The following is a 26,441-nucleotide window of genomic DNA, read 5'->3' as shown; positions in this document are numbered from 1 at the left end:
CTGTTCAGTACAGGTGTCAGCCTCGCACTCGTGGCTGCCGGGCTGGCGGCGATCCCCGCACTCCAGGCCCAGGCGGCGAGCACGCCGATCAAGACGGACCGCTCCGTCGCCCAGCGCATGGAGGCCGAAGCCTCCGACGGCGCACGGTTCAAGACCGACCGCACGACCGGCAAGGTCGGGTTCGTCCGGGCCGCCGGCCAGGGCGACCTGATGCCCTCGAAGCAGGCCGAGGACCGCGCCGGCGCGGCCGCCAAGGCCACGGCGTACGTCGGCAAGTACGCCGCCGCGTTCGGCGCCAGCGCCGAGCAGCTCACCCAGGTCGGCGTCACCGCCACCGACCTGGGCTGGACCGTTCGCTACGACCAGAGCTACCAGGGCGTGCCGGTCTTCGGCGCCCGGCTGCTCGCGAACCTCGACCAGGACGGCGACCTGACCTCGGTCAACGGCTTCGTCGCCCCGGACGTGGACCTCAGCGTCTCCCCGCGGTTCTCCCAGGCCGAAGCCGCGGCCCGCGCGGTCTCCGCGGTCACGGCGAACCCGCCCGGCGCCGACGGCAACGCGGACGTCACCGGCATCAAGGCCGCCTCGACCACGCTCAGCGTCTACCGGCTGGGCGCGATCCGTGGCCAGAAGGGCGACAACATCCTCGCCTGGGTCGTCGAGGTGACCAACCAGAAGAACGTGCGCGACATGGTCTTCATCGACGCGAACACCGGCAAGGTCGTCAACCGCTACTCGATGATCGCCCACGCCCTGGACCGCGAGGTCTACGAGGAGTCCCCCGACCCGGCCGACCTGGTCTGGCAGGAGGGTGACGCGTTCCCCGGCACGCTCAACCAGTCCCAACAGGACCTGGTGGAGGGCACCGGCGAGGCGTACTGGCTGTTCAAGAACACCTTCGGCCGCGACTCCTTCGACAACAATGGCTCGACGATGAAGACGGTCAACAACGACCCGACCATCGAGTGCCCGAACGCCAACTGGAACGGCGTCACCACCAACTACTGCACCGACGTCACCTCCGACGACACCGTCGCCCACGAGTGGGGCCACGCCTACACCGAGCACACCTCCGGCCTGATCTACCAGTGGCAGTCCGGCGCGATGAACGAGGCGTTCTCCGACATCTGGGGCGAGACGGTCGACATCGTCAACGACCGCTACAACGAGACCCCTGACGGCGCCCGCGTCGAGGGCCAGTGCTCGCAGTTCACCCGCGGCAGCATCAGCGCGGTGATCAACTCCCCCGCCGGCGCCGCCGGACCGTGTGAGGCGGCAGCAGCGTCGTACGGCCCGGTCTTCGACAAGACCGGCGTGACCACCGACGTCGTGGTGGGCATCGACCCGGCCGACGGCAGCGGACCGTCGACGACCGACGGCTGCTCGGCGTTCACGAACGCCGCCGCGATCGCCGGCAAGTTCGTGTACGTCGACCGCGGCACCTGTGCCCAGGCAGACAAGGCCACGAATGCTGAGGCGGCAGGCGCGACCGGGATCGTCATGGGCAACAACACGGCCGACCCCCCGTCCGGCCCGGTGGGTACCGCCGACATCTACGGCCTCATGGTCGACTTGGCGAGCGGCGACAAGATCAAGGCTGCCGGGACCGTCAACATGACGATCAAGGACAACGACGAGGCCACCAAGGACAACTCCTACCGCTGGCTGTCCGGCGAGGGTGACCCGGCCTTCGGCGGCGCGATCCGCGACATGTGGACGCCCACCTGCTACGGCGACCCGGGCAAGGTCTCGGACGCCGAGTACTGGTGCTCCCCCGATGACGGTGGCGGCGTCCACTCGAACTCCGGCGTCGTGAACCACACCTTCGCGCTGCTGGTCGACGGCAGCACGTCCAACGGCGTCACGGTGGCCTCGATCGGCCTCGACAAGGCCGCCAACGTGTTCTGGCGGGCGCAGTCGTCGTACCTCACCCCGACGTCGCGCTTCCCCGACCTCGCCACCGCCCTCACCACGGGCTGCAACGACCTCGTGGGTCAGCCGATCAACGCGGTCTCGATCGACCCGAACACCGTCACCGCAGCCGACCCGATCACGGCCGAGGACTGCGCCGCGGTCCTCGCCGCGACCCAGGCGACGGAGCTGAACACCGAGCCGACGCAGTGCAACTTCAAGCCGATGTTCGGCCAGAAGCCGCCGTCGCTGTGCGGCAACAAGTTCAAGACCAAGACGGTCTGGAAGGAGACCTTCGAGAACGGTCTGGGCAAGTGGAGCAAGTCGCAGAAGATCGTCTTCCCGGGCGGCATCGCCGAGCCGTGGAAGGTCGCCTCGGACCTCCCGGACGGCCATGGCTCGAAGGCGGCGTACGGCCCGGCTCCCGACGAGGGTGCCTGCTCCAACGGTGCGAACGACTTCTCCAGCACCAACGGCATCACCACCCCGCAGGTGAAGCTCCCGGGTGGCGGCACGCAGAAGCTGTCCTTCCAGCACTACGTCGCCACCGAGACCGGCTACGACGGCGGCACGGTGAAGATCAGCGTCAACGGCAAGGCGTTCAAGGTCGTGCCGGCCTCGGCGTACCTCTACAACAAGCCGCTCCAGCTCGCCTCGACGGCCGAGGGCAACACCAACCCGCTCGCCGGCCAGCCCGGCTTCACGGGCACCGACGGCGGCCTGCCCACCGGCTCGTGGGGCACGTCGATCATCGACCTGAAGAAGGCCGGCGCGAAGCCCGGCCAGAAGGTCAAGATCCGGTTCGAGATCGGCCGTGACGGCTGTGGCGGCAACGACGGCTGGTACGTCGACAACGTCAAGGTCTCCAACTGCGTGAAGAAGGGCAAGCACCACCGCGCGACCCTGGGTCGCCAGGGCTGATCAGCACCGGGTCGGCGCAGTCCTCACCCGAGGGCTGCGCCGACTTCGGCATTTCAGGGGGTGCCGGTGGTCGAGCTCGTCGAGACCCCTGGGCCCGAGCGCCGACCTCGGCCCTTCGGGGATGTCGGTGGTCGAGCTCGTCGAGACCCCTGGGCCCGAGCGCCGACTTCCGCCCTCCGGGGATGCCGGTGGTCGAGCTCGTCGAGACCCCTGGGCCCGAGCGCCGACTTCCGCCCTCCGGGGGTGCCGGTGGTCGAGCCCGTCGAGACCCCTGAGCCCGAGCGCCGACTTCCGCCCTCCGGGGGGTGCCGGTGGTCGAGCCCATCGAGACCCCTGGGCCCGAGCGCCGACTTCGGCCCTCCGGAGGTGCCGGTGGTCGAGCCCGTCGAGACCCCTGAGCCCGAGCGCCGACTTCGGCCCTCCGGGGGTGCCGGTGGTCGAGCCCGTCGAGACCCCTGGGCCCGAGCGCCCGCCTGTGCGACTGGTGTCTCGATACGCGCCAACACGCCTTCGCAAGCTCAGGCGTGGGCGCTACTCGACCCCTTCGGCCGACGCCGCCGCCTCGTGCCTCGGCGTCGGCTGGCCTCAGGCCTCGATGACCACCGGGATGATCATCGGCCGGCGGCGGTGGGTGTTGCTGACCCAGCGGCCGATGACGCGACGGACCGTCTGCTGCAGCTGGTACGAGTCGGTGTTGCCCTCGGCGATCGCCTTGTCGAGGGCATCGATGATCGGCTGCTTGACCTCGTCGAAGGTCGAGCCGTCGAGGGCGTTGCCGCGGGCGTGGATCTCGGGGCCGGCGGACACCTTGCCGCTGACCGAGTCGACGACCACGATCACCGAGATGAAGCCCTCCTCACCGAGGATCAGCCGGTCCTTGAGGTCGGACTCAGTGACGTCGCCGACCGAGGAGCCGTCGACGAACACGTAGCCGCAGTCGACCTTGCCGGCGACCGCGGCGACGCCGTCGACCAGGTCGACGACCACGCCGTCCTCAGCGATCACGACGTTCTCGACGCCGGTCGCGCGGGCGAGCGCGGCGTTCGCGAGCATGTGCCGGATCTCGCCGTGCACCGGCAGCACGTTGCGCGGCCGCACGATGTTGTAGCAGTAGAGCAGCTCGCCGGCGCTGGCGTGGCCGGAGACGTGCACGAGCGCGTTGCCCTTGTGCACGACGCGGGCGCCCCAGCGGGCCAGGCCGTTGATGACGCGGTACACGGCGTTCTCGTTGCCCGGGATCAGGCTCGAGGCGAGCAGGACGGTGTCGCCCTCCTCGATGTGCACGAAGTTGTGGTTGCGCTGCGCGATCCGCGACAGCGCACTCATCGGCTCGCCCTGCGACCCGGTCGAGATCAGCACCTGGCGCTCCGCCGGCAGGTCCGCGAGGTCCTTGGTGTCGACCAGCACGCCCGGCGGGACCTTGAGGTAGCCGAGGTCGCGGGCGATCGCCATGTTGCGGACCATCGAGCGGCCGACGTACGCGACCTGGCGCTCGTGGGCGTACGCCGCGTCGAGCACCTGCTGGACGCGGTGCACGTGGGAGGCGAAGCAGGCGACGATGATCCGCTGCGAGGAGTCGCGGAAGACCTGGTCGATCACCGGGGTGATCGACTTCTCCGCCGGCGTGAAACCGGGGGTCTCGGCGTTGGTCGAGTCGGTGAGGAACAGGTCGACGCCCTCCTCCCCCAGCCGCGCGAACGCCCGCAGGTCAGTGATCCGCCCGTCCAGCGGGAGCTGGTCCATCTTGAAGTCGCCGGTGTGCAGCACCAGGCCGGCGCCGGTGCGGATCGCGACCGCGAGCGCGTCCGGGATCGAGTGGTTGACCGCGACGAACTCGAGCTCGAAGGGCCCGAACGTGATCCGCTCGCCCTCCTTCACCACGTGGTGGACGGTCTCCTTGAGGCGGTGCTCGCGCAGCTTGCTGCCGAGCAGCGCCAGGGTGAGCTCGGAGCCGACCAGCGGGATGTTGCCGCGCTCGCGTAGGAGGTACGGCGTCGCGCCGATGTGGTCCTCGTGCCCGTGGGTGAGCACCAGCGCCTCGACGTCGTCGAGGCGGTCACGGATGGAGGCCCAGTCGGGCAGGATCAGGTCGATGCCGGGCTGGTGGTCCTCCGGGAACAGCACGCCGCAGTCGACGATCAGCAGGCGGCCGTCGTACTCGAAGACGGTCATGTTGCGGCCGACCTCGCCGAGGCCGCCCAGGGGGGTGACCCGGAGACCTCCCTTCGGCAGCTCGACCGGCGCGGAGAGCTCGGGATGCGGGTGACTCAAGAGATGTCCTTTGTCTACAGGAGGCCCGACGCGGACAGGCCGGCGCGCAGGGCGGCCACCTCGTCGTCATCGAGCTCGGAGAGCGGGGAGCGGACCCGCCGGTTGTCGATCACGCCCAGCAGCTCGAGCGCCGCCTTGGCCGTCGTCGCGCCGTAGTTGGGCACGCCCATCACGGCCTCGAACGCCGGGGTGAGCCGCTGGTAGGTCTCCAGCGCGCCGGCGTGGTCGCCGGCGAGGAACGTGTCGATCATCGAGGCGATCTCCTTGCCGGCCGCGTGACCGACGACGGAGACCAGGCCGCACGCGCCGTGCGCGAGGTAGCCGAGCGTGTTGGCGTCGTCACCGGAGTAGACGGCGTACCCGAGCCGCACGAGCTTCGCGGTGCGGGCGATGTCGCCGGTCGCGTCCTTGATGGCGACGACGCTGTCCCAGCCGGCCATCACCTCGTAGGACTCGAGCGCGATCACGCTGCCGGTGCGGCCGGGGACGTCGTACATCATCACCGGGATCTCCGCGGCGTCGACGACCTGCCGGAAGTGCGCGAGCATGCCGCGCTGGCCGGGCTTGTTGTAGTACGGCGAGACCAGCAGCACGCCGTCGGCGCCGCGCTCGCGGGCCTGCTTCGCGAGGTACGTCGACGTGAGGGTGTCGTTGGTGCCGACACCCGCTACGAGCTTCACGTCGGGGCCGACCGCGTCGCGGACGGCGGCGAGGATCTCGCCGTCCTCCTCCTTGAGCGTGGTCGGCGACTCGCCGGTGGTGCCGGAGACGACCAGGCCGTCGTGGCCGTGGGCGACCAGGTGCTTGGCCACCTTCTGGACTCCGTCGAGGTCGAGGCTCCCGTCGACGGCGAACGGGGTCGCCATCGCGGTGAGCATGCGTCCGAACGGAGCAGCAGGCGCGGTCGTCATGGGACCCAGGTTAGTGCGTCAGCCCGCTCACGCGACGTGCGGCATGACCTCGCGCGCCACGAGGCGCAGGTGATCGAGGTCCGCGAGGTCGAGCACCTGGAGGTAGATCCGCTCCGCGCCGAGGGCGGCGTACCGCCCGATCTTGTCGACGACCTCCTCGGGCGTGCCGGCCAGGCCGTTCTCCCGCAGCTCCGCCTTCTCGCGGCCGATCGCGGCCGCCCTGCGGTCGATCTCCGCCTCGTCGGCCCCGACGCACAGGACCAGCGCGTTCGACCAGCGCATCGTCTGCGGGTCGCGACCCTCCTGCTCGCAGGCCTCCCGCACCCGGGCGAACTGCGCCTTCGTGGTCTCCTCGTCGACGAACGGCAGGTTGAACTCGTCGGCGTAGCGCGCGGCGAGCTCCGGGGTGCGCTTCTTGCCGAGCCCGCCGATGAGCACCGGCGGCTTCGGCTGCACCGGCTTCGGGAGGCCGGGGCTGTCGGCCACCTGGTAGTGCGCGCCGTCGTGGGTGAAGCCGCCGTCGGTGGCCCACAGGCCGGTGATGATCGCGAGCTGCTCCTCGAACCGGTCGAACCGCTCCCCCGTGCCCGGGAACGGGATGCCGTACTTCGTGTGCTCGGCCTCGAACCAGCCGGCACCGATGCCGAGCTCGACGCGACCGCCACTCATCTGGTCGACGTTCGCGACCGAGATCGCCAGCGGGCCCGGCAGCCGGAACGTCGCGCTGGTCATCATCGTGCCGAGCCGGATCGTGCTGGTCTCCCGCGCGATCCCGGCCAGCGTGATCCACGCGTCCGACGGGCCGGGCAGTCCCTCGGTGCCCATGCCGAGGTAGTGGTCGGAGCGGAAGAACGCCCCGAAGCCGAGGCGCTCGGCCTCCTGGGCGACGGCCACCAGGTCGTCGTACGTGGCACCTTGCTGGGGTTCGGTGAAGACGCGGAGCTCCATGGCTCCACCCTGTCAGGCGCGACAAGAGCCGTGCCGGTCGGGCCGTCGATGCGAGGAATGGTCACCAACCGCAGGTGGGAGCGTGCCCAATCTGCGGTTGGTGACCATTCCGCACGCCATCCCGGGCCCGTGCCGGCGGAACGTCAGCGGGCTGCGGCCACCCGCGCACCGGCCACCTGACGCCCGCGCACCGGCGACGAATGGTCACCAACCGCACCTGGGAGCGTGCCCAACCTGCGGTTGGTGACCATTCCGCACCACCCAGCAGGCCGCTACAACCGCGTGGACGCCCGCTCCAGCCAGACCCGCTCGTAGCCGTCGAAGTGCTCGCGGTCGGTCTCCAGCCACGCGTTGCGGTCGAAGTCCGGGTAGAACACGTCGCCCTCCGGCTCGAGCGGCACCTCGCTGAGGATCTGCTCCGACGCGAGCGGCATCGCCTCGGCGTACACCTGGGCGCCGCCGACGACGATCACCTCGCCCTCGTACGACGCCGCCTTGCCGAGCGCGTCGAGGAACGTGTGCGCCACCAGCACGCCCTCCGCCGACCACGACCGGTCGCGGGTGAGGACGATCGTGGTGCGGCCGGGAAGGGGGCGGCCGATCGACTCGTAGGTCGTGCGCCCCATCACCAGGACGTGACCCATCGTGAGCGCCTTGAACTCGGCCTGCTCGCCGGGGATCCTCCACGGGATGTCGGGCCCGTTGCCGATGACGCCGTTCCTGGCCACCGCGGCCACGAGGATGATGCGCTTCATACGGCGATGGGCGCCTTGATCCCGGGGTGCGGGTCGTAGCCCTCGACCGCGATGTGCTCGAGGTCGAACGCGTCGAGCGCGGTCACCGACGTGTCGAGCACCAGGGTCGGCAGCGGCCGCGGGTCGCGGGTGAGCTGGAGCCGCGCCTGGTCGAGGTGGTTGGAGTACAGGTGCGCGTCGCCGAGCGTGTGCACGAAGTCGCCGACCTCGAGGTCGGTGACCTGGGCGACCATGTGCGTCAGCAGGGCGTACGACGCGATGTTGAACGGCACGCCCAGGAAGATGTCGGCCGAGCGCTGGTAGAGCTGGCAGCTCAGCTTCCCGTCCGCCACGTAGAACTGGAACATCGTGTGGCACGGCGCGAGCGCCATGTCCGGGATGTCCGCGACGTTCCAGGCCGACACGATGTGGCGGCGCGAGTCGGGGTTGGTGCGGATCTGCTCGACGACCTGCGCGATCTGGTCGACGTGCCGGCCGTCCGGGGTCGGCCAGGAGCGCCACTGGTAGCCGTAGACCGGTCCGAGGTCGCCGTTCTCGTCGGCCCACTCGTCCCAGATCGTGATGCCGCGGTCCTGCAGCCACTTCACGTTCGTGTCGCCGCGCAGGAACCACAGCAGCTCGCCGAACACCGAGCGCGTGTGGATCTTCTTCGTCGTCACCAGTGGGAAGCCGGCGGCGAGGTCGAAGCGCATCTGGTGGCCGAACACCGAGCGGGTGCCGGTCCCGGTGCGGTCGCTCTTCTCCACACCGTCGTCGAGGACCCGCTGGAGGAGATCGAGGTACTGCTGCACGTCTCCGACCCTAGTCCTCAGATGTCCACGGAGCCGGCAACGGTCGTGCGCGTCTCACCGCCGACCCAGATCTGGCCGTCGACCAGCTCCACGTGCACGCGCCCGGCCCGCTGGAGGACGGTTCCCTGCGAGGCGACGTACGACGTGGGCAGCGTGCGGCCGGCCAGCCACTGGCCGACGCCGGCGTTGAGCGAGCCGGTGACCGGGTCCTCCGGCATGCCGTACCCGGGGCAGAACGCGCGGAGCTCGGCAGCCAGCGGACCGTCGGCGTACGGGCCGACGACGCCGATCTTCAGGTCGCCGAACGACGCCCAGTCCGGCTCGAGGCCGAGCACGGTCTCGGCGTCGCGGAGCAGCACGCCGACCCAGCCGGGGCCGTTGTCGATCCACGCGGTCTCGACGATCTGGTCGCGCGTGATCGCGAGCGCGGTCGCGATCACGTCGACGTCCTCGTCGGACACCGGACCGGACCGCGTCAGCGGCGGTGCGGCGAACGACAGCGTGGCCCCGCGCCGGATGCGCACGAGGCCGGCGCCGCACTCCTGCACGAGGTCCTCGCCGGCCGGCGCTCCCCCGGCCTCGAGCCAGGCGTGCGCGCTGCCCAGGGTCGGGTGGCCGGCGAACGGCAGCTCGCCACCGGGAGTCCAGATCCGCAGCCGGTAGTCGGCCTCGGGCGTGGACGGCCGGAGCAGGAAGGTGGTCTCCGAGAGGTTGGTCCAGCGGGCGAACGCCGCCATCTCCTCGTCCGTGACGTCGTCCGCGTCGTGCACGACGGCGACCGGGTTGCCGAGCATCGGCTGGGCGGAGAACACGTCGACCTGGCTGAAGCGCATGCCGCAATCCTGCCCCACGGACCGAGCTCGGCAGTCCAGCTCAGTGGGCGAGCAGCGGGTCCTCGTCGACCTGCGCGAGCGGGAGGACGTCGGTGCACTCCATCGGCTGCTGGGTCGTCGCGAGCTCGCAGGTGCGGAGCACGACCAGCGGCCGGTCGTCACCCTCGAGGTCCGGCCCGGCCCCGTAGTCCTCGGCGCGGATCACCAGGTAGTCGATCGTGCCGTCCGGCCCGAACGACGCGTCGAGGACCAGCTCGTCGCCGGCGACCCCGGTCTCCAGCCGTTCGCCGGAGCGGGCGTCGTACAGCAGCGGGGCGAAGGGGCCGTCCTCCTGCCCGGGCGGGCGCGCCACCACGAGATTGCCGCCCGGGGCGAACTCGGCGGAGACGCCGGGGCGGACGAAGTCCACGTTGAAGAACGGCTGCACCATGTCGATCCGCGGGCCCAGGGCGTACGCCCGGGTCGCGGACTCGACGTCGAGCAGGACCGTGGGCCCGAGGAGCTCCACCCGCCCGGTGAGCGGGTCCCAGCCATAGCTCTCGCCGCCGGCGACGTAGTAGACGCGGTTCTGGTCGAGCGCGACCGCGCGCGAACCGGGCGGCACGGTCACCCGGGCGACGTCCTCCCCCGTCGCGACGTCGTGCACGACCATCTCGGGGTTGTCGCTGGGTCCGCCCACCCAGGCCGCCCAGCCGCGCTCGTCTGAGGCGACGATCCGGGACCCGAAGCCCTTGGTGCCGAGGCGGCTCAGCTCGCCGTTCGGCCCGACGCGGACGAGCACCCGGTCGGCGCCGGCGTAGATGACCCCGCCGCCGACCTCCACCAGGTCGTCGACCTGCGGGACCTCGACGGTCACGTTCTGCAGGTGCACCAGCCCGTTGCCGTACCACGCCTGGTCGATCGGGTTCTTCGCCTTCTCCACCTTCGGCTCGTTCGGCTCGGGCCCCGGCTCCGGGCGGGTCGCGAGCCAGGTCAGCCCCGCGACCACCAGCACGCCGGCGGCGGTGGAGGCGACCGCGATCCGGCCGCGGCGGCGGCGTACCGCCTGGGCCCGACGGACGATCTCGTCGTACGGCGGCAGCGACACCTCGATGGTCTCCCGGGCGATCCGGTAGTCGACCTCGGAGAACCGGCCGCGCTCGGCCCCGGGCGCGCGCTCGAGCACGTCGGCGACCTGCTCGTCGTCGAGCTCGGCGACGTACCGGAGGACGCGCTGCTCACGCTGGGCCGCGGTCAGGGTGGCGAGCTCGGCCTCGATCTCGCGGCGGAGCAGGACGTCGTCGGTCTCCTCCTCCGCCACCGGCTCCTCGGCCGGCACCTCGCCGTGCCGCAGCCGGTGGTGCCAGCCGTCGAGCACCGTGGCGTAGACGTGGACGTCGATGTCGTCGCTCTCGCGGACCCGGTCGTACGACGGGTAGCAGCGCACCAGCCCGGCCACCGCGAGCTCCTCGGCCTCGCGGCGCGGGCAGCCGATCAGGACGAGCGAACGGACCAGCGACGGCCAGCGCGCCGCCAGGTAGCCGGTGAAGTCCGCGTCGTTCCGCATCGGTGACTACTCATGCAACGACATCGGGCCGTAGACGCGGCGGTCGTGCTCGAACAGGACGACGGCGTCGACGCCCTCGGCGGCCAGGTCCGACCACGTCTCGCCGACCCACGACTCGGCGTCGGCCTGGCTCGCGAACCGCTGCTCGGCGAGGTCGCCGACCACGGTTACCTCCTCGCCGGAGGCGTCCTCCAGGCGCCAGAACCACGGGCGCTCCGACGGTGACGGCGGGCGGAACGTGGGCTGCTCGGGCAGGTTCATCTCAGGCCTCCCGTACGGACGGGTCGAGGAACGGCGGCTTCACCAGCTGGAAGATCTCGCGACGGCCGCGGATGTCGACGCCGACCTCGGCGTCCGGGTCCACGAACGACGGCAGCAGGGCCAGCCCGATGCCCTTCTTCAGCGTCGGCGAGAACGTGCCCGACGTGATCTCCCCGAGGAGCACGTCGGCTGTCAGGCTCACGCTCATGTGGGGGCGCGGGATGCCGCGCCCGGTGGCGACCAGGCCACGCAGGACCCGCTTCGGCCCCTCGGCACGCTCGGCGGTGAGGACGTCGCGTCCCCAGAACGCGTCCTTCTTCCAGCCGACCGCCCAGCCCAGCCGCGCCTCGTTCGGGGTGACGTCGAGCGAGATCTCCTGGCCGTGCAGCGGGTAGCCCATCTCGGTGCGCAGCGTGTCGCGGGCGCCGAGGCCGCAGGCGAGGATGCCGTGCTGCTCCCCCGCCGCCAGCAGCGCGTCCCAGAGCGCCACCGCGACGGCGTTCGGCGCGACGACCTCGTAGCCCCGCTCACCGGTGTAGCCGGTACGGCAGACCACGACGGTCTCGCCCTCGAAGTCGGCCTCGGCGAACGACATGTACTCGTGGTCGATCGGCAGCCCGACGGCCGCGAGGGTCTCGTCGGACCTGGGGCCCTGGACCGCGAGCACGACGTAGTCGCGGTGCTGGTTGGTGACGGTGACGCCGTCGGGCGCCCCGGCGTCGAGCCGGCGGACGACCTCGGCGGTGTTGGCGGCGTTCGGGATGAGGAACACCCGCTCGTCGTCGTACAGGTAGGCGATCAGGTCGTCGACCACGCCGCCGGTCGCGTCGTCGCAGCACAGCGTGTACTGAGCCTTGCCGGGCTCGATCCGGCCGAGGTCGTTGGTGAGGGTCCGGTTCACGAAGTCCGCGGCGCCCGGGCCGGCGACGGTCGCCTTGCCGAGGTGGCTGACGTCGAAGATCCCGACCGCCTCACGGACCGCCGTGTGCTCCTTGACGACGCCCGTGGAGTACTCGAGCGGCATCGACCAGCCGCCGAACGCGGCGAACTTCGCTCCGAGGGCCTCGTGACGGTCGTGGAGCGGGGATCGGAGCAGGTCGGACATGGCGGCGAACTTACCCGACTATCCTGCGCTGGTGACGACCTACACCCTGCGCAGCGCCAGCCCCGCCAAGACTCGGAGCGACGCCGTTGTCGTCGGGGTCGTGCAGTCGTCGAAGGGGCCCGCTCTCGCCGACGGCGGAGAGGACGTCGCCCAGGCGTACGGCCGCAAGCTGCGGCCGCTGCTGTCGAGCCTGGGTGTGACCGGCAAGGCCGGCGAGGTCGTGAAGCTGCCGACCGGGGGGACGCTGTCGTCGCCGCTGCTGGTGCTGGTCGGGCTCGGCAAGGAGCCGACCGCGAACGCGGTCCGCAAGGCCGCCGGTGTCGCCTCCCGCGGGGTCAGCAACGCCGCCTCGGTCGCGCTGGCGCTGCCGGGCGACTCCCCCGAGCTGGTGCGCGCGGTGGTCGAGGGCTACCTGCTCGGCGGCTACGCGTTCACGACGTACAAGAAGAACGGCAGCTCGGATCGCCCGAACGACGTGGTCGTGCTGAGCTCCGGCGCGCGCCGCAAGGAGGTCACGACCGCGTTCGAGGACGCGCAGCTCGTCGCCCGCGCGGTGGCCGGGACGCGCGACTGGGTGAACACGCCGCCGGGCGACCTCACCCCGCCGAAGTTCGCCGACGCCGTCACCGCGGCGACCAAGGAGCGGACGAAGGGCAAGGGCGCGCCGAAGATCTCGATCCGCGTGCTCGACGACGCCGAGCTCACCGACCTCGGCTGCGGCGGCATCCTCGGCGTCGGCGCCGGCTCGTCCGCGCCGCCGCGGCTGGTCGAGCTGACCTACGCGCCCAAGGGCGCGACCAAGCACCTGGCGCTGGTCGGCAAGGGCATCACGTTCGACTCCGGCGGCCTGACGATCAAGCCCGCGCAGGGCATGGGCGAGATGAAGTCCGACATGGCGGGCGCCGCCGCCGTCGTGCAGGCGACGTACGCGATCGCGGCGCTGGGCCTGCCCATCAAGGTCAGCACGTTCGCCCCGATGGCCGAGAACATGGTGTCCGGCTCGGCGCTGCGGCCCGGCGACGTGCTGCGGATGTACGGCGGCACCACGGTCGAGATCCAGAACACCGACGCCGAGGGCCGGCTGATCCTCGCCGACGCGCTGGTCCGCGCGACCGAGCAGAAGCCCGACGTGATCCTCGACGTCGCCACCCTCACCGGGCACATGGTCGTCGCGCTCGGCGACCGCGTCGCCGGCGTGATGGGCAGCGAGGACATCGTCGCCGACGTGCTCGCGGCCGCCGCGAGCGCCGGCGAGGAGATGTGGCCGATGCCGATCCCCGAGGGGATGAACGACCGGATCCACAGCAGCAAGATCGCGGACCTCTCGCAGCACGACTGGATCCGCTGGGGCGGCGGCCTGTTCGCGGCGGCGTTCCTGCGCGAGTTCACCGCCGGCGTCCCGTGGGCCCACCTCGACATCGCCGGCCCGTCGTTCAACTCCGGCGGCCCCTGGGGCCACGTCACCGCCGGCGGCACCGGCGTCGCGGTGTCGACGCTCGTGGAGTACGCGCGGACCTTCGCTGAGTCCTGAGGGCGTCGGCCGGAGCGGGTCGTCGTCGCAGTTTCACCATGTGATGCAGTCGAACCTGCACTTCACATGGTGTGCAGGCCATGAGAAGTGCGGGTTCATCTCCATCACATGGTGAACCGGCAGCGGCCCGACACCACCCGACGACCTACAGCCCCTGCTGCTTCTTGCGGCGGTTGTAATCGCGCATCCGCTGCGGGATGCCCACGACGGCGGCGTCGTACGACGGGATCTGGCCGCGGTTGCAGAAGTCGTGCGCCCAGTTCACCGACGGCACGCGGCGGCGGGTCCACTCGCCGTCGTGCGCGACCAGGAGCAGTGTCACGTCGCTGACCGCGGTACGGGGCTCGACGAACCCCTCGACGCCGCGGCGCTCCGCGACCCAGGACTGCAGGTGCTCCAGGTCGACCGAGTCGGCAGCACGCACCCGGGTCGACCCGGTGCGCGTTGCGTCCTTGGCGGGGCCTCGCATCTTGGTCCCCGAGCTGCGCCGGAACCGGTCCATCCACGACATGGGGACAAGTGTGCCTTGCGGACCTACCGGAGCGTAGGAACCTCGGTGTGGACACGTTGAGTGGAAGTGCAAGGATGGCCCCGTGGCCGATCCCGACTTCGACGTACTCATCCTCGGTGCCGGCTCCGGCGGCTATGCGTGCGCCCTCCGCGCCGCTCAGCTCGGGCTGACCGTCGGACTGGTGGAGAAGGGCAACCTCGGAGGCACCTGCCTCCACGTCGGCTGCATCCCCACGAAGGCGCTGCTGCACGCCGCCGAGGTCGCCGACCAGACCCGCGAGTCCGAGCAGTTCGGCGTGAAGGCCAGCCTCGAGGGCATCGACATGCCCGGCGTGAACGCCTACAAGGACGGCGTCGTCTCCCGGCTCTTCAAGGGCCTCACCGGCCTGATCAAGGGCCGCGGCATCACCGTGATCGAGGGCGCCGGCAAGCTGACCGGCCCCCGTGAGGTGACCGTGGACGGCAAGGCCTACACCGGCAGGAACGTCGTGCTGGCGTCCGGCTCCTACTCCCGCAGCCTGCCCGGCCTCGAGGTGGACGGCGAGCGGGTCATCACCTCCGAGCACGCGCTCAAGCTCGAGCGCGTCCCCGCATCGGTGGTCGTGCTCGGCGGCGGCGTGATCGGCTGCGAGTTCGCCAGCGTGTGGCGCAGCTTCGGCTCCGAGGTCACCATCGTCGAGGCGCTGCCGCGGCTGATGGCCGCCGAGGACGAGTCGTCGTCCAAGGTGCTCGAGCGCGCGTTCCGCAAGCGCGGCATCAGGTTCAAGACCGCCACCCCGTTCCAGAGCGTCAAGACGACCGACTCCGGCGTCGCCGTGACCGTCGAGGGCGGCGAGGTGATCGAGGCCGAGCTGCTGCTCGTCGCGGTCGGCCGCGGCCCGGTCACCGAGGGCCTCGGGTACGACGAGCAGGGCGTGACCATGGAGCGCGGCTTCGTGCTCGCCGACGAGTACTGCCGCACCAACCTCGAGGGCGTGTACGCCGTCGGCGACATCGTCCCGGGCCTGCAGCTCGCGCACCGCGGGTTCCAGCAGGGCATCCTCGTCGCCGAGCGCATCGCCGGCCTCGACCCGACGCCGATCGACGAGGACGGCATCCCGCGGGTCACCTACTCCCACCCCGAGCTGGCCTCCGTGGGCCTCGACGAGGCGAAGGCCGCGGCGACGTACGGCGCCGAGAACATCGAGGCGCTGACCTACGACCTCGGCGGCAACGGCAAGAGCCAGATCCTCAAGACGCAGGGCTTCGTGAAGCTCATCCGCCGCAAGGACGGGCCGATCGTCGGTGTGCACATGGTCGGCGATCGCGTCGGCGAGCTCATCGGCGAGGCCCAGTTGATCTACAACTGGGAGGGGTACCCCGAAGACGTGGCACCCCTCGTGCACGCGCACCCGACCCAGAACGAAGCACTTGGCGAAGCGCACCTCGCGCTCGCCGGCAAGCCCCTCCACGCACACGCCTGATCGAGAATCGAAGGAAGCCCATGGCCACCGAAGTCACCCTGCCGGCACTCGGCGAGTCCGTCACCGAAGGCACCGTCACCCGCTGGCTCAAGCAGGTCGGCGACACGGTGGCCGTCGACGAGGCGCTGCTCGAGGTCTCCACCGACAAGGTCGACACCGAGATCCCCTCCCCCGTCGCCGGCACCCTGCTGGAGATCAAGGCGAACGAGGACGACACCGTCGAGGTCGGCGCGGTCCTCGCGCTGATCGGTGACGAGGGCGAGGGTGGCGGCTCGCAGGAGTCCGCCGAGGAGTCGGCGCCCCAGGAGGAGCAGCAGGAGGAGTCGCAGCCGGAGCCCGAGGAGCAGAAGGCCGAGGAGCCCGCTGCCGCCGAGGAGCCCGCGCCCGCCGCGGAGGAGGCCGAGAAGCCGGCTGCCGAGGCGAAGCCGTCCGGTGGCGGCGGTTCGGGTACGTCGGTGACGCTGCCCGCGCTCGGCGAGTCCGTGACCGAGGGCACCGTGACCCGCTGGCTGAAGTCGGTCGGCGACGAGGTGGCCGTCGACGAGGCGCTGCTCGAGGTCTCGACCGACAAGGTCGACACCGAGATCCCCTCCCCGGTCGCCGGCACGCTGCTGGAGATCAAGGTCGAGGAGGACGAGACCGTCGAGGTCGGCGCCGAGCTGGCCGTGATCGGCGACAAGGGTGCCGCGCCCGCGCAGGAGGCCCCGAAGCAGGAGCCGAAGCAGGAGGCCCCGAAGGAGGAGCCGAAGGCCGAGGAGAAGCAGCCCGAGCCGGAGCCCGAGAAGGCGCCCGAGCCCGAGCCGGAGCAGCCGAAGGCCGAGGAGAAGGCACCCGAGCCGGCCCCCGCCGCTCCGCAGCAGACGCAGCAGTCGCAGCAGCCCGAGCAGCCCGTCGGCGGTGGCGACGGCCCCGGCTACGTGACCCCGCTGGTGCGCAAGCTGGCCAGCCAGCACGGCGTGGACCTGGCCGGCGTGACCGGCACCGGTGTCGGCGGCCGCATCCGCAAGCAGGACGTGCTCGACGCGGCCGCGAAGCCCGCTGCCGCTCCCGCGGCTCCGGCCGCTGCCCCGGCCGCCGCCTCGTCGGCCCCGGCCGCCCCGGCGACGCCGTCCCCGCTGCGTGGCAAGACCGAGAAGATCTCGCGGCTGCGCAAGATCATCGCGAGCCGGATGGTCGAGTCGCTGCAGACCTCGGCCCAGCTCACCCAGGTCGTCGAGGTCGACGTGACCGCGATCGCGCGGCTGCGTGAGGCGCACAAGGCCGACTTCCTGGCCCGCGAGGGCGTGAAGCTGTCGTACCTGCCGTTCTTCGCGAAGGCCGCGATCGACTCGCTCAAGGAGCACCCGGCCCTCAACGCCACCCTCGACACCGAGGCCGGCGAGGTGACCTACTTCGACCGCGAGCACGTCGCGTTCGCCGTGGACACCGAGAAGGGCCTGCTCACCCCGGTCGTCAAGGACGCCGGTGACCTCTCGATCGCCGGGCTGGCGAAGAAGATCGCCGACGTCGCCGAGCGCACCCGCACCAACAAGATCGGCCCGGACGAGCTGTCCGGCGGCACGTTCACGATCACCAACCTCGGCTCGGTCGGCGCCCTCTGGGACACCCCGATCATCAACAAGCCGCAGGTCGCGATCCTCGGCCCCGGCACGGTCGTGAAGCGGCCCGTGGTCATCGACGACCCGAACCTCGGCGAGACGATCGCGGTGCGCCACATGGTGTACCTCGCACTCACCTACGACCACCAGCTGGTCGACGGCGCCGACGCCGGCCGCTTCCTGCAGGCGGTCAAGAAGCGCCTGGAGTCCGGCCAGTTCGAGCTCTGACCTCCGACTGACCCGAAGTCGTCCGCCTCTGGCTGGCTCTACGCCCGCCTGAGGCGGACGACTCGGCATTTGCGGGCGTGACAGGGTGGACACATGAGCCTCAACGTCGTGATCGCCGGGGCCTCCGGATTCCTGGGCAGCCACCTCGCCGAGGAGCTGGCCGGCCGCGGGCACTCCGTGGTGGCGCTGGTACGCCGGCCGACGTCCGCGCCGGACGAGTCGACGTGGGATCCCTACGCCGGTGCCTACGACCGCGACACCATCGAGCGCGCGGACGTGGTCGTGAACCTCGCCGGCTCCCCCACGATCGGCAACCCGCACTCGAAGACCTGGGCCCGCAACCTGCGGACCAGCCGGATCACCACCACCCGCGTGCTCGCGGAGGCGATCGCGGGCAGTGACCGGAAGCCGGCGTACCTCGCCGGCAACGCGATCGCGTGGTACGGCGACCACGGCTCCCAGGTCGTCACGGAAGCGAGCGGCAGCGACGGCTCCAGCATGCTCACGGAGGTCACCCGCGAGTGGCAGAGCGCGACCCTGCCGGCGGTCGAGGCGGGCGCCCGGGTCTGCCTGCTGCGCACCGCGCCGGTGATGGACAAGCGCGGGGCGCCGCTCAAGCAGCTGCGGCTCCTCACGAAGCTCGGGCTCGGTGCCCGGCTGGGCAGCGGCCGGCAGCACATGGCGATGATCTCGCTGCGCGACTGGGTCGGTGGCGTCGCCCACCTGGCCGAGACCCAGGATGTGAGCGGGCCGGTCAACCTGTGCAGCCCGGAGACCCCGACGAACGCCGAGTTCACGGCGGCGCTCGCCCGCGCGCTCCAGCGCCGGGCGTTCCTCGCCGTACCCGAGTTCGCCATCCGGCTCGGCGCCGGCTCGCTCGCCCCCGAGGCGCTGGGGTCGCTGAACCTGCGCCCGGCCGTGCTCGAGGACTCCGGCTACTGGTTCCGCGACCGCACCGTCCACGAGGTCGTGCGCACCGGCCTCAGCTGACGCCCGCCACCCGCCACTCGCCCTCGACCACCCGCAGGGTGACCACGTGCCGGGTCGGGAGGTCGGCCGGCAGCAGCGCGCCGCCCACGAGGCGGTCGACCACGTCGAGCACGAGCAGGTGCGGCGTACGACGGCGCACGTCGACCGAGAGCAGCTGCATCTCCATCCCCTCGACGCGCAGGCCGCGTTCGCGCCACGCGCGCAGCATCGCCGCGTCGGCGCGCCCCGCGGCCGACCCGGTGACGTACAACGAGCGCAGCCCGGCGACGTCGCCCGCCGCCCAGGCCTCGGCTCGCCGCTCGTCCCAGGCGTGCAGGACGTCGACGGGGGTCAGGGCGAGGAGGAGTTCGGGGAGCACCCTCACCGGATACCCCGATCCGCGCGGGTGCCGGGATTCATCCACAGGGCTGGCACACTCGGCCAGATGCTCAGCCGTCGCACGCTCCTGCTCGGAGGCACCGCAGCGGGCGCCGTCGCCGTCGCCGGCGCCGGGATCGGCGTCGAGCAGGGCGTCCTGCCCGGCCGCCCGTGGGCGCAGGCGCACCTCGGCCTCAACGGCGAGGACGGCGTGATCCCGCGCGACGTCGAGCCGGTGCTCGCAGTGCGGCACACCTTCCGGTCCGCTCAGATGGGTGGTCAGGTCCCGTTCATGCTGCTCCACCCGCCGGACTCCGGACGGCCGCTGCCGGTCGTCGTGGCCCTGCACGGCCTCGGACAGCACCACGACACCGTGAACGACGAGATCGGGCTGGGTGCGTTCCTCGCCCAGGCGATCGACCGGGGCGTCCCGCCGTTCGCCATCGCGGTGCCCGAGGGCGGCACGTCGTACTGGCACCCACAGCCCGACGGCGACACGGGCGCGATGGTGACCGACGAGCTCCTCCCGGAGCTCACCGGCCTCGGCGTCGACGTCTCGCGGATCGGCCTGCTCGGGTGGTCGATGGGCGGGTACGGCGCCTTGCGGCTGGCCGGCGTGCTCGGTCCCGAGCGGGTCGGCGCGGTCGTCGCGGCGAGCCCGGCGATCTGGAGTGACCCGGACGACGCGTCCACCACCGGGTTCGCCGACGCCGACGAGTACCGCGAGTACAGCGTGGTCGGCCACCAGGACGAGCTCGACGGCATCCCGGTGCGCGTCGACTGCGGCACCGGTGACCCGTTCTACCGCGACGTGGAGGACTACGTGGAGGACTTCCCGGACGACGCCGACCTGACGAGCACGTTCGAGCCCGGTGCCCACGACGGCGGCTACTGGGCCCGCATGCTCCCCGCCCAGCTGGCGTTCCTGGGCGAGCGCGTAGGCTCGACATCGTGAACTTCGAGGAGTCGGGCCTGGTCGACTACGTCGCCGCCTGGGAGCTCCAGCGCGACGTGCACCAGCGCGTTGTCGACGGAGCCCAGCCGGACACCACGCTGCTGCTCGAGCACCCGCCGGTGTTCACCGCCGGCAAGCGCACCGAGCCCCACGAGCGGCCGGCCGACCCGGGCGGCGCGGACGTGATCGACGTCGACCGCGGCGGCAAGATCACCTTCCACGGCCCCGGCCAGCTGGTCGGTTACCCGATCGTCACGCTGCCCGACCACGTCAAGGTCGTCGACTACGTACGCCGGGTAGAGGAGGCGCTGATCCAGGTCTGCGCCGACCTCGGCGTGACCACGGCCCGCGTCCCGGGCCGCAGCGGGGTCTGGCTGCGCGCCGACGAGAAGGGGCCCGAGCGCAAGGTCGCCGCGATCGGCATCCGCGTGAGCCGCGGCGTCACCATGCACGGCTTCGCGATCAACTGCGACGTGGACCTCGGCTGGTACGACCGGTTCGTGCCCTGCGGCATCGCCGACGCCGGCGTGACCTCGCTGAGCCGCGAGCTCGGCCGCGACGTGACCGTCGCCGAGGTGACGCCGTACGTCGAGAAGCACCTCACCGAGTACCTCGCCTGGGCGCCGTACGACGCCACCCCCGACTACGAGCCGCGGCCGGACCCGGCCCGGGGCCCGCGGATCGAGCTGCTCACCCCGTGACCTGCGCCCGGTAGTGCTCCTGCATGGCCGGGTAGTAGTCACGCTCGAAGTCGACCTCGGCGGGGTCGCCGCCGCTCTCGGCGCGCACCAGCCGGTCGAGGTAGTACTCCCAGCCGGGGCCGACGTTCTCCGCCTCGGCGCCGTCGACGGCGGGCTGGGTGAACACCAGCGTCGTCACGCCGTCCGCCTCGGACAGGTCGAGCTCGAGCTGCCACGACTGGCCGCCGGCGTGGGTCGTCACCGCGAGCCGGCGCGGCGGGTCGCACTCACGGATGTCCACCTCCTCGCCGGCGTCGTCCGGGTCGCCGCCCTCGAAGAGCATCCGGAAGTGCACCCGCCTCGTGGCGGAGTCGCCGGTCCACGTCCCGATCCACCGCGCCATCCGCTCCGGCTCGGTGACCGCGGCCCAGACGTCGTCGATCGGCGCCCGGAAGGTGCGCTCGATGACGAGGTGCAGGACGCCGTCGCGGGTCTCGATGCGGCCGGTCGGCTGGGTCATGCGGTCTCCTCGGTCGGGGTCGAGCGGCGGCGCTCGCGGGTGGTACGGCGCACCTCGGTGTCGAGGGCGTCGAGGGCCTGCGTGGTCAGCGGTGCCTTCCGGCGCAGCCCGGCGACGTACGCCGCGACCGGGTCGAGCCCGTCGCGGCGCAGGGCGTAGTGGCGCTCGCGGCCGCGGTCCTCGGCGACGACCAGCCCGGCCTCGGCGAGGATCCGCAGGTGCCGGCTGACCGCCGGGCGCGAGATCGGGCGGGCGCCGGCCAGGTCGACCACGCGCGCCGGGCCGGAGGCGAGCTGGGCCAGGAGCTCGCGGCGTACCGGGTCGGCCAGCGCAGCGAAGGCATCCACGCAGATAGGTAACCATTCTGTTACCGATCACGCAAGGCCCGCCTCTCCCGGCGCGTGCTGCGCGGCGTGCAACCTTTTCGGTGCTTGGGTCGTCAGACGCGTACCTGACCGGGAAGGACGTCGATGAGTGATCTCGTGATCGAGACCAACGGGCTGCGCAAGGAGTTCAACGGCAGGCGCGGCCTCCGCGTCGCCGTCGCCGACCTCGACCTGGCCGTGCCGGTCGGCGGGGTGCACGGGTTCCTCGGCCCCAACGGCTCCGGGAAGACCACGACCATCCGGATGCTGCTCGGACTCGCGCACGCGACCGCCGGCACGATGCGGCTCTTCGGCGAGCCCGTCCCCCACCGGCTGCCGGCCGTGATCGGCCGCGTCGGCGCGGTGGTCGAGAGCCCGAAGTTCTCCCCCAACTTCACCGGCCGCCAGAACCTGCTGCTCCTCGCGCGGGCGATCGGCGCACGCGACGCGCGGGTCGATGCCGCCATCGAGACCGTCGGCCTCACGGGCCGCGACCGGGACCGGTACAAGTCCTACTCGCTCGGCATGAAGCAGCGCCTCGCGATCGCCGCCACGCTGCTCAAGGACCCGGCGCTGCTGATCCTCGACGAGCCGACGAACGGCCTCGATCCGGCCGGCATCCGCGAGATCCGCGACACCATCCTCGGCCTCGGCGAGGCCGGCGTGACCGTGCTCCTGAGCTCGCACATCCTCGCCGAGGTGCAGCAGGTGTGCACGTCGGCCACGATCATCGGCCAGGGTCGGATGCTCGCCTCGGGTCGCGTGGACGACCTCGTCGGGTCGAGCACGTCGTACCGCGTCGCCGTACCCGACCCGGACGCCGCGCGGCGGGTGCTCGACACCGCCGGCTTCCACCTCTCCGACGACCTGCTCGTCGAGACCGACCGTCCCGCCGACGTCACCCAGGCGCTCGGGGCCGCCGGGATCTGGCTGAGCGAGCTGACGCCGGTACGACGTGACCTCGAGTCGGTCTTCCTCGAGCTGACGTCCGGCACCGACCTGGGCGGCGCCACGCTCGGCGGCGCGCACGCGGACGAGGTGGCCTGATGCTGCGTCTGGTCGGGGTCGAGCTGACGCGGCTGCGCTGGCGGCGGGCGGTCCTGCTCCTCGTGGCGGCCTCCTTCGTGCTGGCCGTCGTCGTCTTCGGGTTCGTCGTCCATGGCACCCGCCCCCTCTCCCCCGAGGAGCGCCAGAACGGCTACTGGCGGTCGACGCTGAGTCTCATCGGCGAGCGCGAGGGCGGCTCCGGGTTCGGCCTCGCGGTCGTGCTCGCCCTCCTCTTCGTCCTGGTCGGCACGACGTTCGCCGGCCACGACTGGAACACCGGCTCGATGAGCAACCAGCTGCTCGCCGAGCCCCGCAGGGCCCGCGTGTGGTTCGCCAAGGCGGCGGTGGTCGCGGCGGCGGCGTTCGTCGTGACGCTGGTCGTCCTCACCCTCTACTGGTCGGGCCTCTGGGCGGTCGCCGTGCAGCGCGACATCAACATCCGCGACCACGCGGTCCCGGCGGCGTACAAGCAGGGCGTTCTCGCTGCGATCCTGGCCGCCGGCGCGACCATCACCGGGTACGCGCTGACGATGCTCTTCCGCAGCACGGTCGCCACCCTCGGCGTCCTGATCGGCGTGCTCGTGGGCGGCGCGATCCTGTGGAACGCGATCGGCATCGACAACCCCGGCCTGTCGCCGTTCACGAACGTCGAGGCGTTCCTGGTGGGGTCGTCCACGTCGTACGACTGGGACTGCGCGCCGATGGTGTCCAGGCGAGGCGAGGTCGGCTACGAGGACCCGTGCACCACCGTGGTCACCCGCGCCGACTCCGTCCCCTACCTCGCGGCCATCGTGGTCGTCACGAGCGCCGCGTCGCTGGTGGCGTTCCGCCGTCGCGACGTCCCCTGACGCGCCTCAGTGGTGCGTGGCCTCGAAGCCCTCGGGGGCGCGGTCGAGGAAGCTCGTCACCGAGCTGATCCGACCGTCGCCGTCGAGCTCGAGCACGTCCGTGCCGGTCGCGAACGACTCCTCGTCCCCCACGACGATCTCCCACTGGAAGCGCATCCGGTCGTGGTGCCGCTCGGGCACCCGGCGGGCCACCAGCCGGGCGGTCGGCACGTGACTGGTGAACTCCTGACGGAAGCCGATCATCGCCCGCGCGCCGGTCAGCACGCCGATGGGCGCGTGGTACTCGACGCCGTCGACGAAGGTCAGCGCGGCCAGCCGCTGCTGGTCCTCGTCGGTGGAGGCGTTCCAGAAGGCGGTGTAGCGGTCCGCGATCTCGAGGTCCGACATGGTGGTGCTCCTCTCGTTGGATGGAGGAGCAGCGTGGACCTCGGGCCGGAGCGGTGTCGATGACGTCGGAGGTCATTGCGGGGGCGCAACTCCCCCGGCAGCCTGGGCGCATGACCGCCCCTCTCGAGGCCGACCCGGTCGGTGCGCAGGTACGCCGCTGGCGCGAGCGCAGGCGGCGCTCGCAGCTCGACCTGTCCCTGGCTGCGGACGTGTCCACGCGGCACCTCAGCTACGTCGAGACCGGACGCTCCCGGCCGAGCCCGACGCTGATCGAGCGGCTCTGCGACGAGCTCGACGTACCGCTCCGGGAGCGCAACCGGCTCCACCTCGCGGCCGGCTACGCGCCGCCTCACCCGCAGCGCGGGTTCGTCGACCTCGGCGCCGCGCGGACCGCGATCGACGCGGTCCTCACCGGCCTCGAGCCACACCCCGCGCTGGCCGTCGACGCCCACTGGAACCTGGTCGCCGCCAACCGCGCGGCGCGCGCCTTCTTCGACGACCTGCCGGCCGAGCTGCTGACGCCGCCGGTCAACGTGCTGCGCGCGACGCTGCACCCCGACGGCCTGGCCGCGCGGATCCGCAACCTCGCCGAGTGGCGCGGGGTCGTGCTGGGCCGGGTACGCCGCCAGCTCGACCGCACCGGGGACCCGGCGCTGGCGGAGCTCCTCACCGAGCTGCGGGACTACCCCGCCCCGCCCGGCCACGAGGACACCGGCGCGGCGACGGCGAGTCACCCGCTCGTCGTACCCCTCCGGCTCGCCGCCGGCGAGGGCGAGCTGGCCTTCTCGTACACGACCACGGTCTTCGGCTCCCCGCGCGACGTCACGCTGGACGAGATCGCGATCGAGGCCTTCCTGCCCGCCGACGAACGGACCGCGGCGGCCCTGCGCGACGCCTCCTGATCCCGAATCGGCGGGTCACCGGGCCGCGCGTAGAGTTGGGGCCGTGACGCAAGCTCCCGCCCCAGAAGGCCGAAAGCTGCTCCGACTCGAAGTGCGCAACGCGGAGACCCCGATCGAGCGCAAGCCCGAGTGGATCAAGACCCGCGCGAAGATGGGTCCGGAGTACAAGCACCTCCAGAGCCTGGTGAAGTCCGAGGGACTCCACACCGTGTGCCAGGAGGCCGGCTGTCCCAACATCTTCGAGTGCTGGGAGGACCGCGAGGCGACGTTCCTCATCGGCGGCGACCAGTGCACCCGGCGCTGCGACTTCTGCCAGATCGACACGGGCAAGCCGCAGCCGCTGGACCGTGACGAGCCCCGCCGGGTCGCCGAGTCCGTGCAGACCATGGGCCTGCGCTACGCCACCATCACCGGCGTCGCGCGCGACGACCTCGAGGACGGCGGCGCCTGGCTGTACGCCGAGACCGTGCGCGCCATCCACGAGCTGAACCCCGACACCGGCGTCGAGAACCTCATCCCGGACTTCAACGGCAAGCCGGAGCTGCTGCGCGAGGTGTTCGAGTCGCGGCCCGAGGTGCTCGCCCACAACGTCGAGACGGTCCCCCGCATCTTCAAGCGGATCCGCCCTGCGTTCCGCTACGAGCGCTCGCTCGACGTGATCACCCAGGCCCGCGACTTCGGCCTCGTCACCAAGTCGAACCTGATCCTCGGCATGGGCGAGACCCGCGAGGAGGTCTCGCAGGCGCTGCGCGACCTGCACGGCGCCGGCTGCGAGCTGATCACGATCACCCAGTACCTCCGCCCCTCGGTGCGGCACCACCCCGTCGAGCGGTGGGTCAAGCCCGAGGAGTTCGTGGAGCTCAAGGACGAGGCCGACCAGATCGGCTTCTCCGGCGTCCTGTCCGGCCCGCTGGTCCGTTCGTCGTACCGCGCCGGTCGCCTGTACCGTCAGGCCATGGACGTCCGCGAGGGCGTCGCCACCGCCTGACCCGACCCACCAGAACGAGGCACCACAGAACATGGCGAAGGAACCCAAGCCCGTCGACCCGGACCAGATGGGCCGCATGCGGCAGTTCGTCGAGACCTACCGGATGGCGCGCAAGGTCGACCGCGCCCTCCCCCTGTGGCTGCTCGGCGCCTTCGTCGTCGGCGCCGCGCTCGGCTTCGGGCTGCTGACCCTGCTCCCCGGCGACAGCACGCTGCAGTCGATCCTGCGGATCGTCTCGGCGCTGCTGTTCGGCACGCTGTTCGCGATGATCGTGTTCGGTCGCCGCGCACAGACCGCCGCCTACAAGCAGATGGACGGCCAGGCGGGCGCGGCAGCGGCCGCGCTGCGGATGCTGCGCCGGGGCTGGAAGACCGACCCGGTGGTCGCCTTCACCAAGCAGCAGGACATCGTCCACCGCGTGGTCGGCCCTCCGGGCATCGTCCTGGTCGGCGAGGGCAACCCGAACCGCCTCAAGGCGCTGATGACCAGCGAGCGTCGCAAGCACGAGCGGGTCGCCGCCGGCGTTCCGATCCACGAGGTCATGTGCGGCAACGGCGAGGGCCAGGTCCCGCTGCCGAAGCTGGTCAAGCACATCCAGAAGCTGGGCCGTCAGGTCAAGCCCGCCGAGATGACCGACATCCTCAACCGGCTCAAGGCGATCGACGCCAGCCGCCCGGCGATCCCGATGCCCAAGGGCCCGGTGCCGACGAGCATGAAGGGCATGCGCGGCAACCTGCGCGGGCGCTGACCGCTAGCTGTACCCGGCCATCAGGTTGGTAGCCGGCTGATCGGCGGGAGCCCGTCGAGTGCGCTGTGGCG

At 71.7% G+C, this 26,441-nt stretch carries 26 protein-coding genes; 12 read left to right on the top strand and 14 right to left on the bottom strand.

Features of this window, described 5'->3' with window-relative positions:
* Positions 1 to 30: 30 nt before the first annotated feature.
* On the top strand, positions 31 to 2,832 hold the full coding sequence (locus tag MJ604_RS23995) for a M4 family metallopeptidase (RefSeq protein ID WP_308194153.1): 2,802 nt from the start codon (positions 31 to 33) through the stop codon (positions 2,830 to 2,832).
* Between the two features lie 585 nt (positions 2,833 to 3,417).
* Here the strand turns inward: MJ604_RS23995 and MJ604_RS17215 are convergent.
* The 9 genes from MJ604_RS17215 to gcvT all read right to left on the bottom strand — a co-directional run bounded on the left by MJ604_RS17215 (position 3,418) and on the right by gcvT (position 12,253).
* On the bottom strand, positions 3,418 to 5,103 hold the full coding sequence (locus MJ604_RS17215; protein ID WP_243059743.1) for a ribonuclease J: 1,686 nt from the start codon (positions 5,101 to 5,103) through the stop codon (positions 3,418 to 3,420).
* 14 nt (positions 5,104 to 5,117) lie between these two features.
* A complete protein-coding gene (dapA, locus tag MJ604_RS17210) occupies positions 5,118 to 6,014 on the bottom strand; it encodes a 4-hydroxy-tetrahydrodipicolinate synthase (protein ID WP_243059741.1) in 897 nt (298 codons plus the stop codon).
* A gap of 27 nt (positions 6,015 to 6,041) precedes the next feature.
* A complete protein-coding gene (locus tag MJ604_RS17205) occupies positions 6,042 to 6,962 on the bottom strand; it encodes an LLM class F420-dependent oxidoreductase (protein ID WP_243059740.1) in 921 nt (306 codons plus the stop codon).
* 272 nt (positions 6,963 to 7,234) lie between these two features.
* Entirely contained in the window at positions 7,235 to 7,717 is a 483-nt protein-coding gene (locus tag MJ604_RS17200; RefSeq protein ID WP_243059737.1) for a dihydrofolate reductase, read from the bottom strand.
* Positions 7,714 to 8,508, bottom strand: coding sequence for a thymidylate synthase (locus MJ604_RS17195; protein WP_243059736.1), 795 nt, complete (start codon positions 8,506 to 8,508; stop codon positions 7,714 to 7,716). The genes MJ604_RS17200 and MJ604_RS17195 overlap by 4 nt, the downstream gene beginning before the upstream one ends.
* Positions 8,509 to 8,525: 17 nt before the next feature.
* Positions 8,526 to 9,341 (bottom strand): PhzF family phenazine biosynthesis protein, encoded by an 816-nt coding sequence (locus MJ604_RS17190; protein ID WP_243059734.1) that lies wholly within the window; start codon positions 9,339 to 9,341, stop codon positions 8,526 to 8,528.
* Between the two features lie 40 nt (positions 9,342 to 9,381).
* Positions 9,382 to 10,887, bottom strand: coding sequence for a hypothetical protein (locus MJ604_RS17185; protein ID WP_243059733.1), 1,506 nt, complete (start codon positions 10,885 to 10,887; stop codon positions 9,382 to 9,384).
* A gap of 6 nt (positions 10,888 to 10,893) precedes the next feature.
* Entirely contained in the window at positions 10,894 to 11,148 is a 255-nt protein-coding gene (locus MJ604_RS17180) for a hypothetical protein (RefSeq protein WP_243059731.1), read from the bottom strand.
* A gap of 1 nt (position 11,149) precedes the next feature.
* Positions 11,150 to 12,253, bottom strand: a complete 1,104-nt coding sequence (gene gcvT / locus MJ604_RS17175) for a glycine cleavage system aminomethyltransferase GcvT (RefSeq protein WP_243059729.1) — start codon at positions 12,251 to 12,253, stop codon at positions 11,150 to 11,152.
* Between the two features lie 31 nt (positions 12,254 to 12,284).
* Here gcvT and MJ604_RS17170 point away from each other — a divergent pair, with 31 nt between their 5' ends.
* Positions 12,285 to 13,784 (top strand): leucyl aminopeptidase, encoded by a 1,500-nt coding sequence (locus MJ604_RS17170; RefSeq protein WP_243059728.1) that lies wholly within the window; start codon positions 12,285 to 12,287, stop codon positions 13,782 to 13,784.
* Positions 13,785 to 13,929: 145 nt separating this feature from the next.
* Here MJ604_RS17170 and MJ604_RS17165 read toward each other — a convergent pair whose 3' ends face one another.
* Positions 13,930 to 14,295, bottom strand: coding sequence for a hypothetical protein (locus tag MJ604_RS17165; RefSeq protein ID WP_243059726.1), 366 nt, complete (start codon positions 14,293 to 14,295; stop codon positions 13,930 to 13,932).
* A gap of 82 nt (positions 14,296 to 14,377) precedes the next feature.
* Here MJ604_RS17165 and lpdA point away from each other — a divergent pair, with 82 nt between their 5' ends.
* The 3 genes from lpdA (at position 14,378) to MJ604_RS17150 (ending at position 18,573) form a co-directional block, all read left to right on the top strand.
* Positions 14,378 to 15,757 carry a dihydrolipoyl dehydrogenase gene (gene lpdA, locus MJ604_RS17160; protein WP_243059725.1) on the top strand — a complete coding sequence of 460 codons (1,380 nt, stop codon included), beginning with the start codon at positions 14,378 to 14,380 and terminating at the stop codon, positions 15,755 to 15,757.
* Between the two features lie 20 nt (positions 15,758 to 15,777).
* On the top strand, positions 15,778 to 17,583 hold the full coding sequence (gene sucB / locus MJ604_RS17155) for a 2-oxoglutarate dehydrogenase, E2 component, dihydrolipoamide succinyltransferase (protein WP_243059724.1): 1,806 nt from the start codon (positions 15,778 to 15,780) through the stop codon (positions 17,581 to 17,583).
* A gap of 93 nt (positions 17,584 to 17,676) precedes the next feature.
* A complete protein-coding gene (locus tag MJ604_RS17150) occupies positions 17,677 to 18,573 on the top strand; it encodes a TIGR01777 family oxidoreductase (RefSeq protein WP_243059723.1) in 897 nt (298 codons plus the stop codon).
* Here MJ604_RS17150 and MJ604_RS17145 read toward each other — a convergent pair.
* Entirely contained in the window at positions 18,566 to 18,931 is a 366-nt protein-coding gene (locus MJ604_RS17145; protein WP_243059722.1) for a hypothetical protein, read from the bottom strand. The genes MJ604_RS17150 and MJ604_RS17145 overlap by 8 nt on opposite strands.
* A gap of 66 nt (positions 18,932 to 18,997) precedes the next feature.
* On the opposite strand from MJ604_RS17145, the gene MJ604_RS17140 reads away from it, so the two are divergent.
* Entirely contained in the window at positions 18,998 to 19,885 is an 888-nt protein-coding gene (locus MJ604_RS17140) for an alpha/beta hydrolase family protein (RefSeq protein WP_243059721.1), read from the top strand.
* Positions 19,882 to 20,586 (top strand): lipoyl(octanoyl) transferase LipB, encoded by a 705-nt coding sequence (lipB, locus tag MJ604_RS17135; RefSeq protein WP_243059720.1) that lies wholly within the window; start codon positions 19,882 to 19,884, stop codon positions 20,584 to 20,586. Before MJ604_RS17140 ends, lipB begins: the two co-directional genes overlap by 4 nt.
* On the opposite strand, the gene MJ604_RS17130 is transcribed toward lipB, so the two are convergent.
* Both MJ604_RS17130 and MJ604_RS17125 read right to left on the bottom strand, forming a co-directional pair.
* On the bottom strand, positions 20,576 to 21,085 hold the full coding sequence (locus tag MJ604_RS17130; protein WP_243059719.1) for an SRPBCC family protein: 510 nt from the start codon (positions 21,083 to 21,085) through the stop codon (positions 20,576 to 20,578). The genes lipB and MJ604_RS17130 overlap by 11 nt on opposite strands.
* Positions 21,082 to 21,432: a helix-turn-helix transcriptional regulator gene (locus MJ604_RS17125; protein WP_243059718.1), complete on the bottom strand. Its 351-nt coding sequence runs from the start codon at positions 21,430 to 21,432 to the stop codon at positions 21,082 to 21,084. Before MJ604_RS17125 ends, MJ604_RS17130 begins: the two co-directional genes overlap by 4 nt.
* Before the next feature lie 123 nt (positions 21,433 to 21,555).
* Between MJ604_RS17125 and MJ604_RS17120 the strand changes: the two genes are divergently transcribed.
* The gene (locus MJ604_RS17120; RefSeq protein ID WP_243059717.1) at positions 21,556 to 22,497 is read left to right on the top strand and encodes an ATP-binding cassette domain-containing protein; all 942 of its coding nucleotides are present in this window, start codon (positions 21,556 to 21,558) and stop codon (positions 22,495 to 22,497) included.
* Complete coding sequence (locus tag MJ604_RS17115; RefSeq protein ID WP_243059716.1) at positions 22,497 to 23,345, top strand: ABC transporter permease; 849 nt, start codon at positions 22,497 to 22,499, stop codon at positions 23,343 to 23,345. Before MJ604_RS17120 ends, MJ604_RS17115 begins: the two co-directional genes overlap by 1 nt.
* Positions 23,346 to 23,351: 6 nt before the next feature.
* Here the strand turns inward: MJ604_RS17115 and MJ604_RS17110 are convergent, their stop codons facing one another.
* The gene (locus MJ604_RS17110) at positions 23,352 to 23,732 is read right to left on the bottom strand and encodes an isomerase (RefSeq protein WP_243059715.1); all 381 of its coding nucleotides are present in this window, start codon (positions 23,730 to 23,732) and stop codon (positions 23,352 to 23,354) included.
* Between the two features lie 110 nt (positions 23,733 to 23,842).
* Here MJ604_RS17110 and MJ604_RS17105 point away from each other — a divergent pair, with 110 nt between their 5' ends.
* Genes MJ604_RS17105 through MJ604_RS17095 form a run of 3 tightly spaced genes read left to right on the top strand, consistent with a single transcriptional unit; the run spans position 23,843 to position 26,370 of the window.
* Positions 23,843 to 24,634 carry a helix-turn-helix domain-containing protein gene (locus tag MJ604_RS17105; protein WP_243059714.1) on the top strand — a complete coding sequence of 264 codons (792 nt, stop codon included), beginning with the start codon at positions 23,843 to 23,845 and terminating at the stop codon, positions 24,632 to 24,634.
* A 43-nt stretch (positions 24,635 to 24,677) separates the two neighbouring features.
* Positions 24,678 to 25,622, top strand: a complete 945-nt coding sequence (gene lipA, locus MJ604_RS17100) for a lipoyl synthase (protein WP_243059713.1) — start codon at positions 24,678 to 24,680, stop codon at positions 25,620 to 25,622.
* A gap of 31 nt (positions 25,623 to 25,653) precedes the next feature.
* The gene (locus tag MJ604_RS17095; RefSeq protein WP_243059712.1) at positions 25,654 to 26,370 is read left to right on the top strand and encodes a DUF4191 domain-containing protein; all 717 of its coding nucleotides are present in this window, start codon (positions 25,654 to 25,656) and stop codon (positions 26,368 to 26,370) included.
* The last annotated feature ends 71 nt before the right edge of the window (positions 26,371 to 26,441 follow it).

This window comes from Nocardioides sp. SR21, from assembly GCF_022761125.1.
GTDB lineage: Bacteria > Actinomycetota > Actinomycetes > Propionibacteriales > Nocardioidaceae > Nocardioides.
The sequence above is the reverse complement of the archived record's forward strand: the minus strand, read 5'-3'. Positions and strand labels throughout refer to the sequence as shown.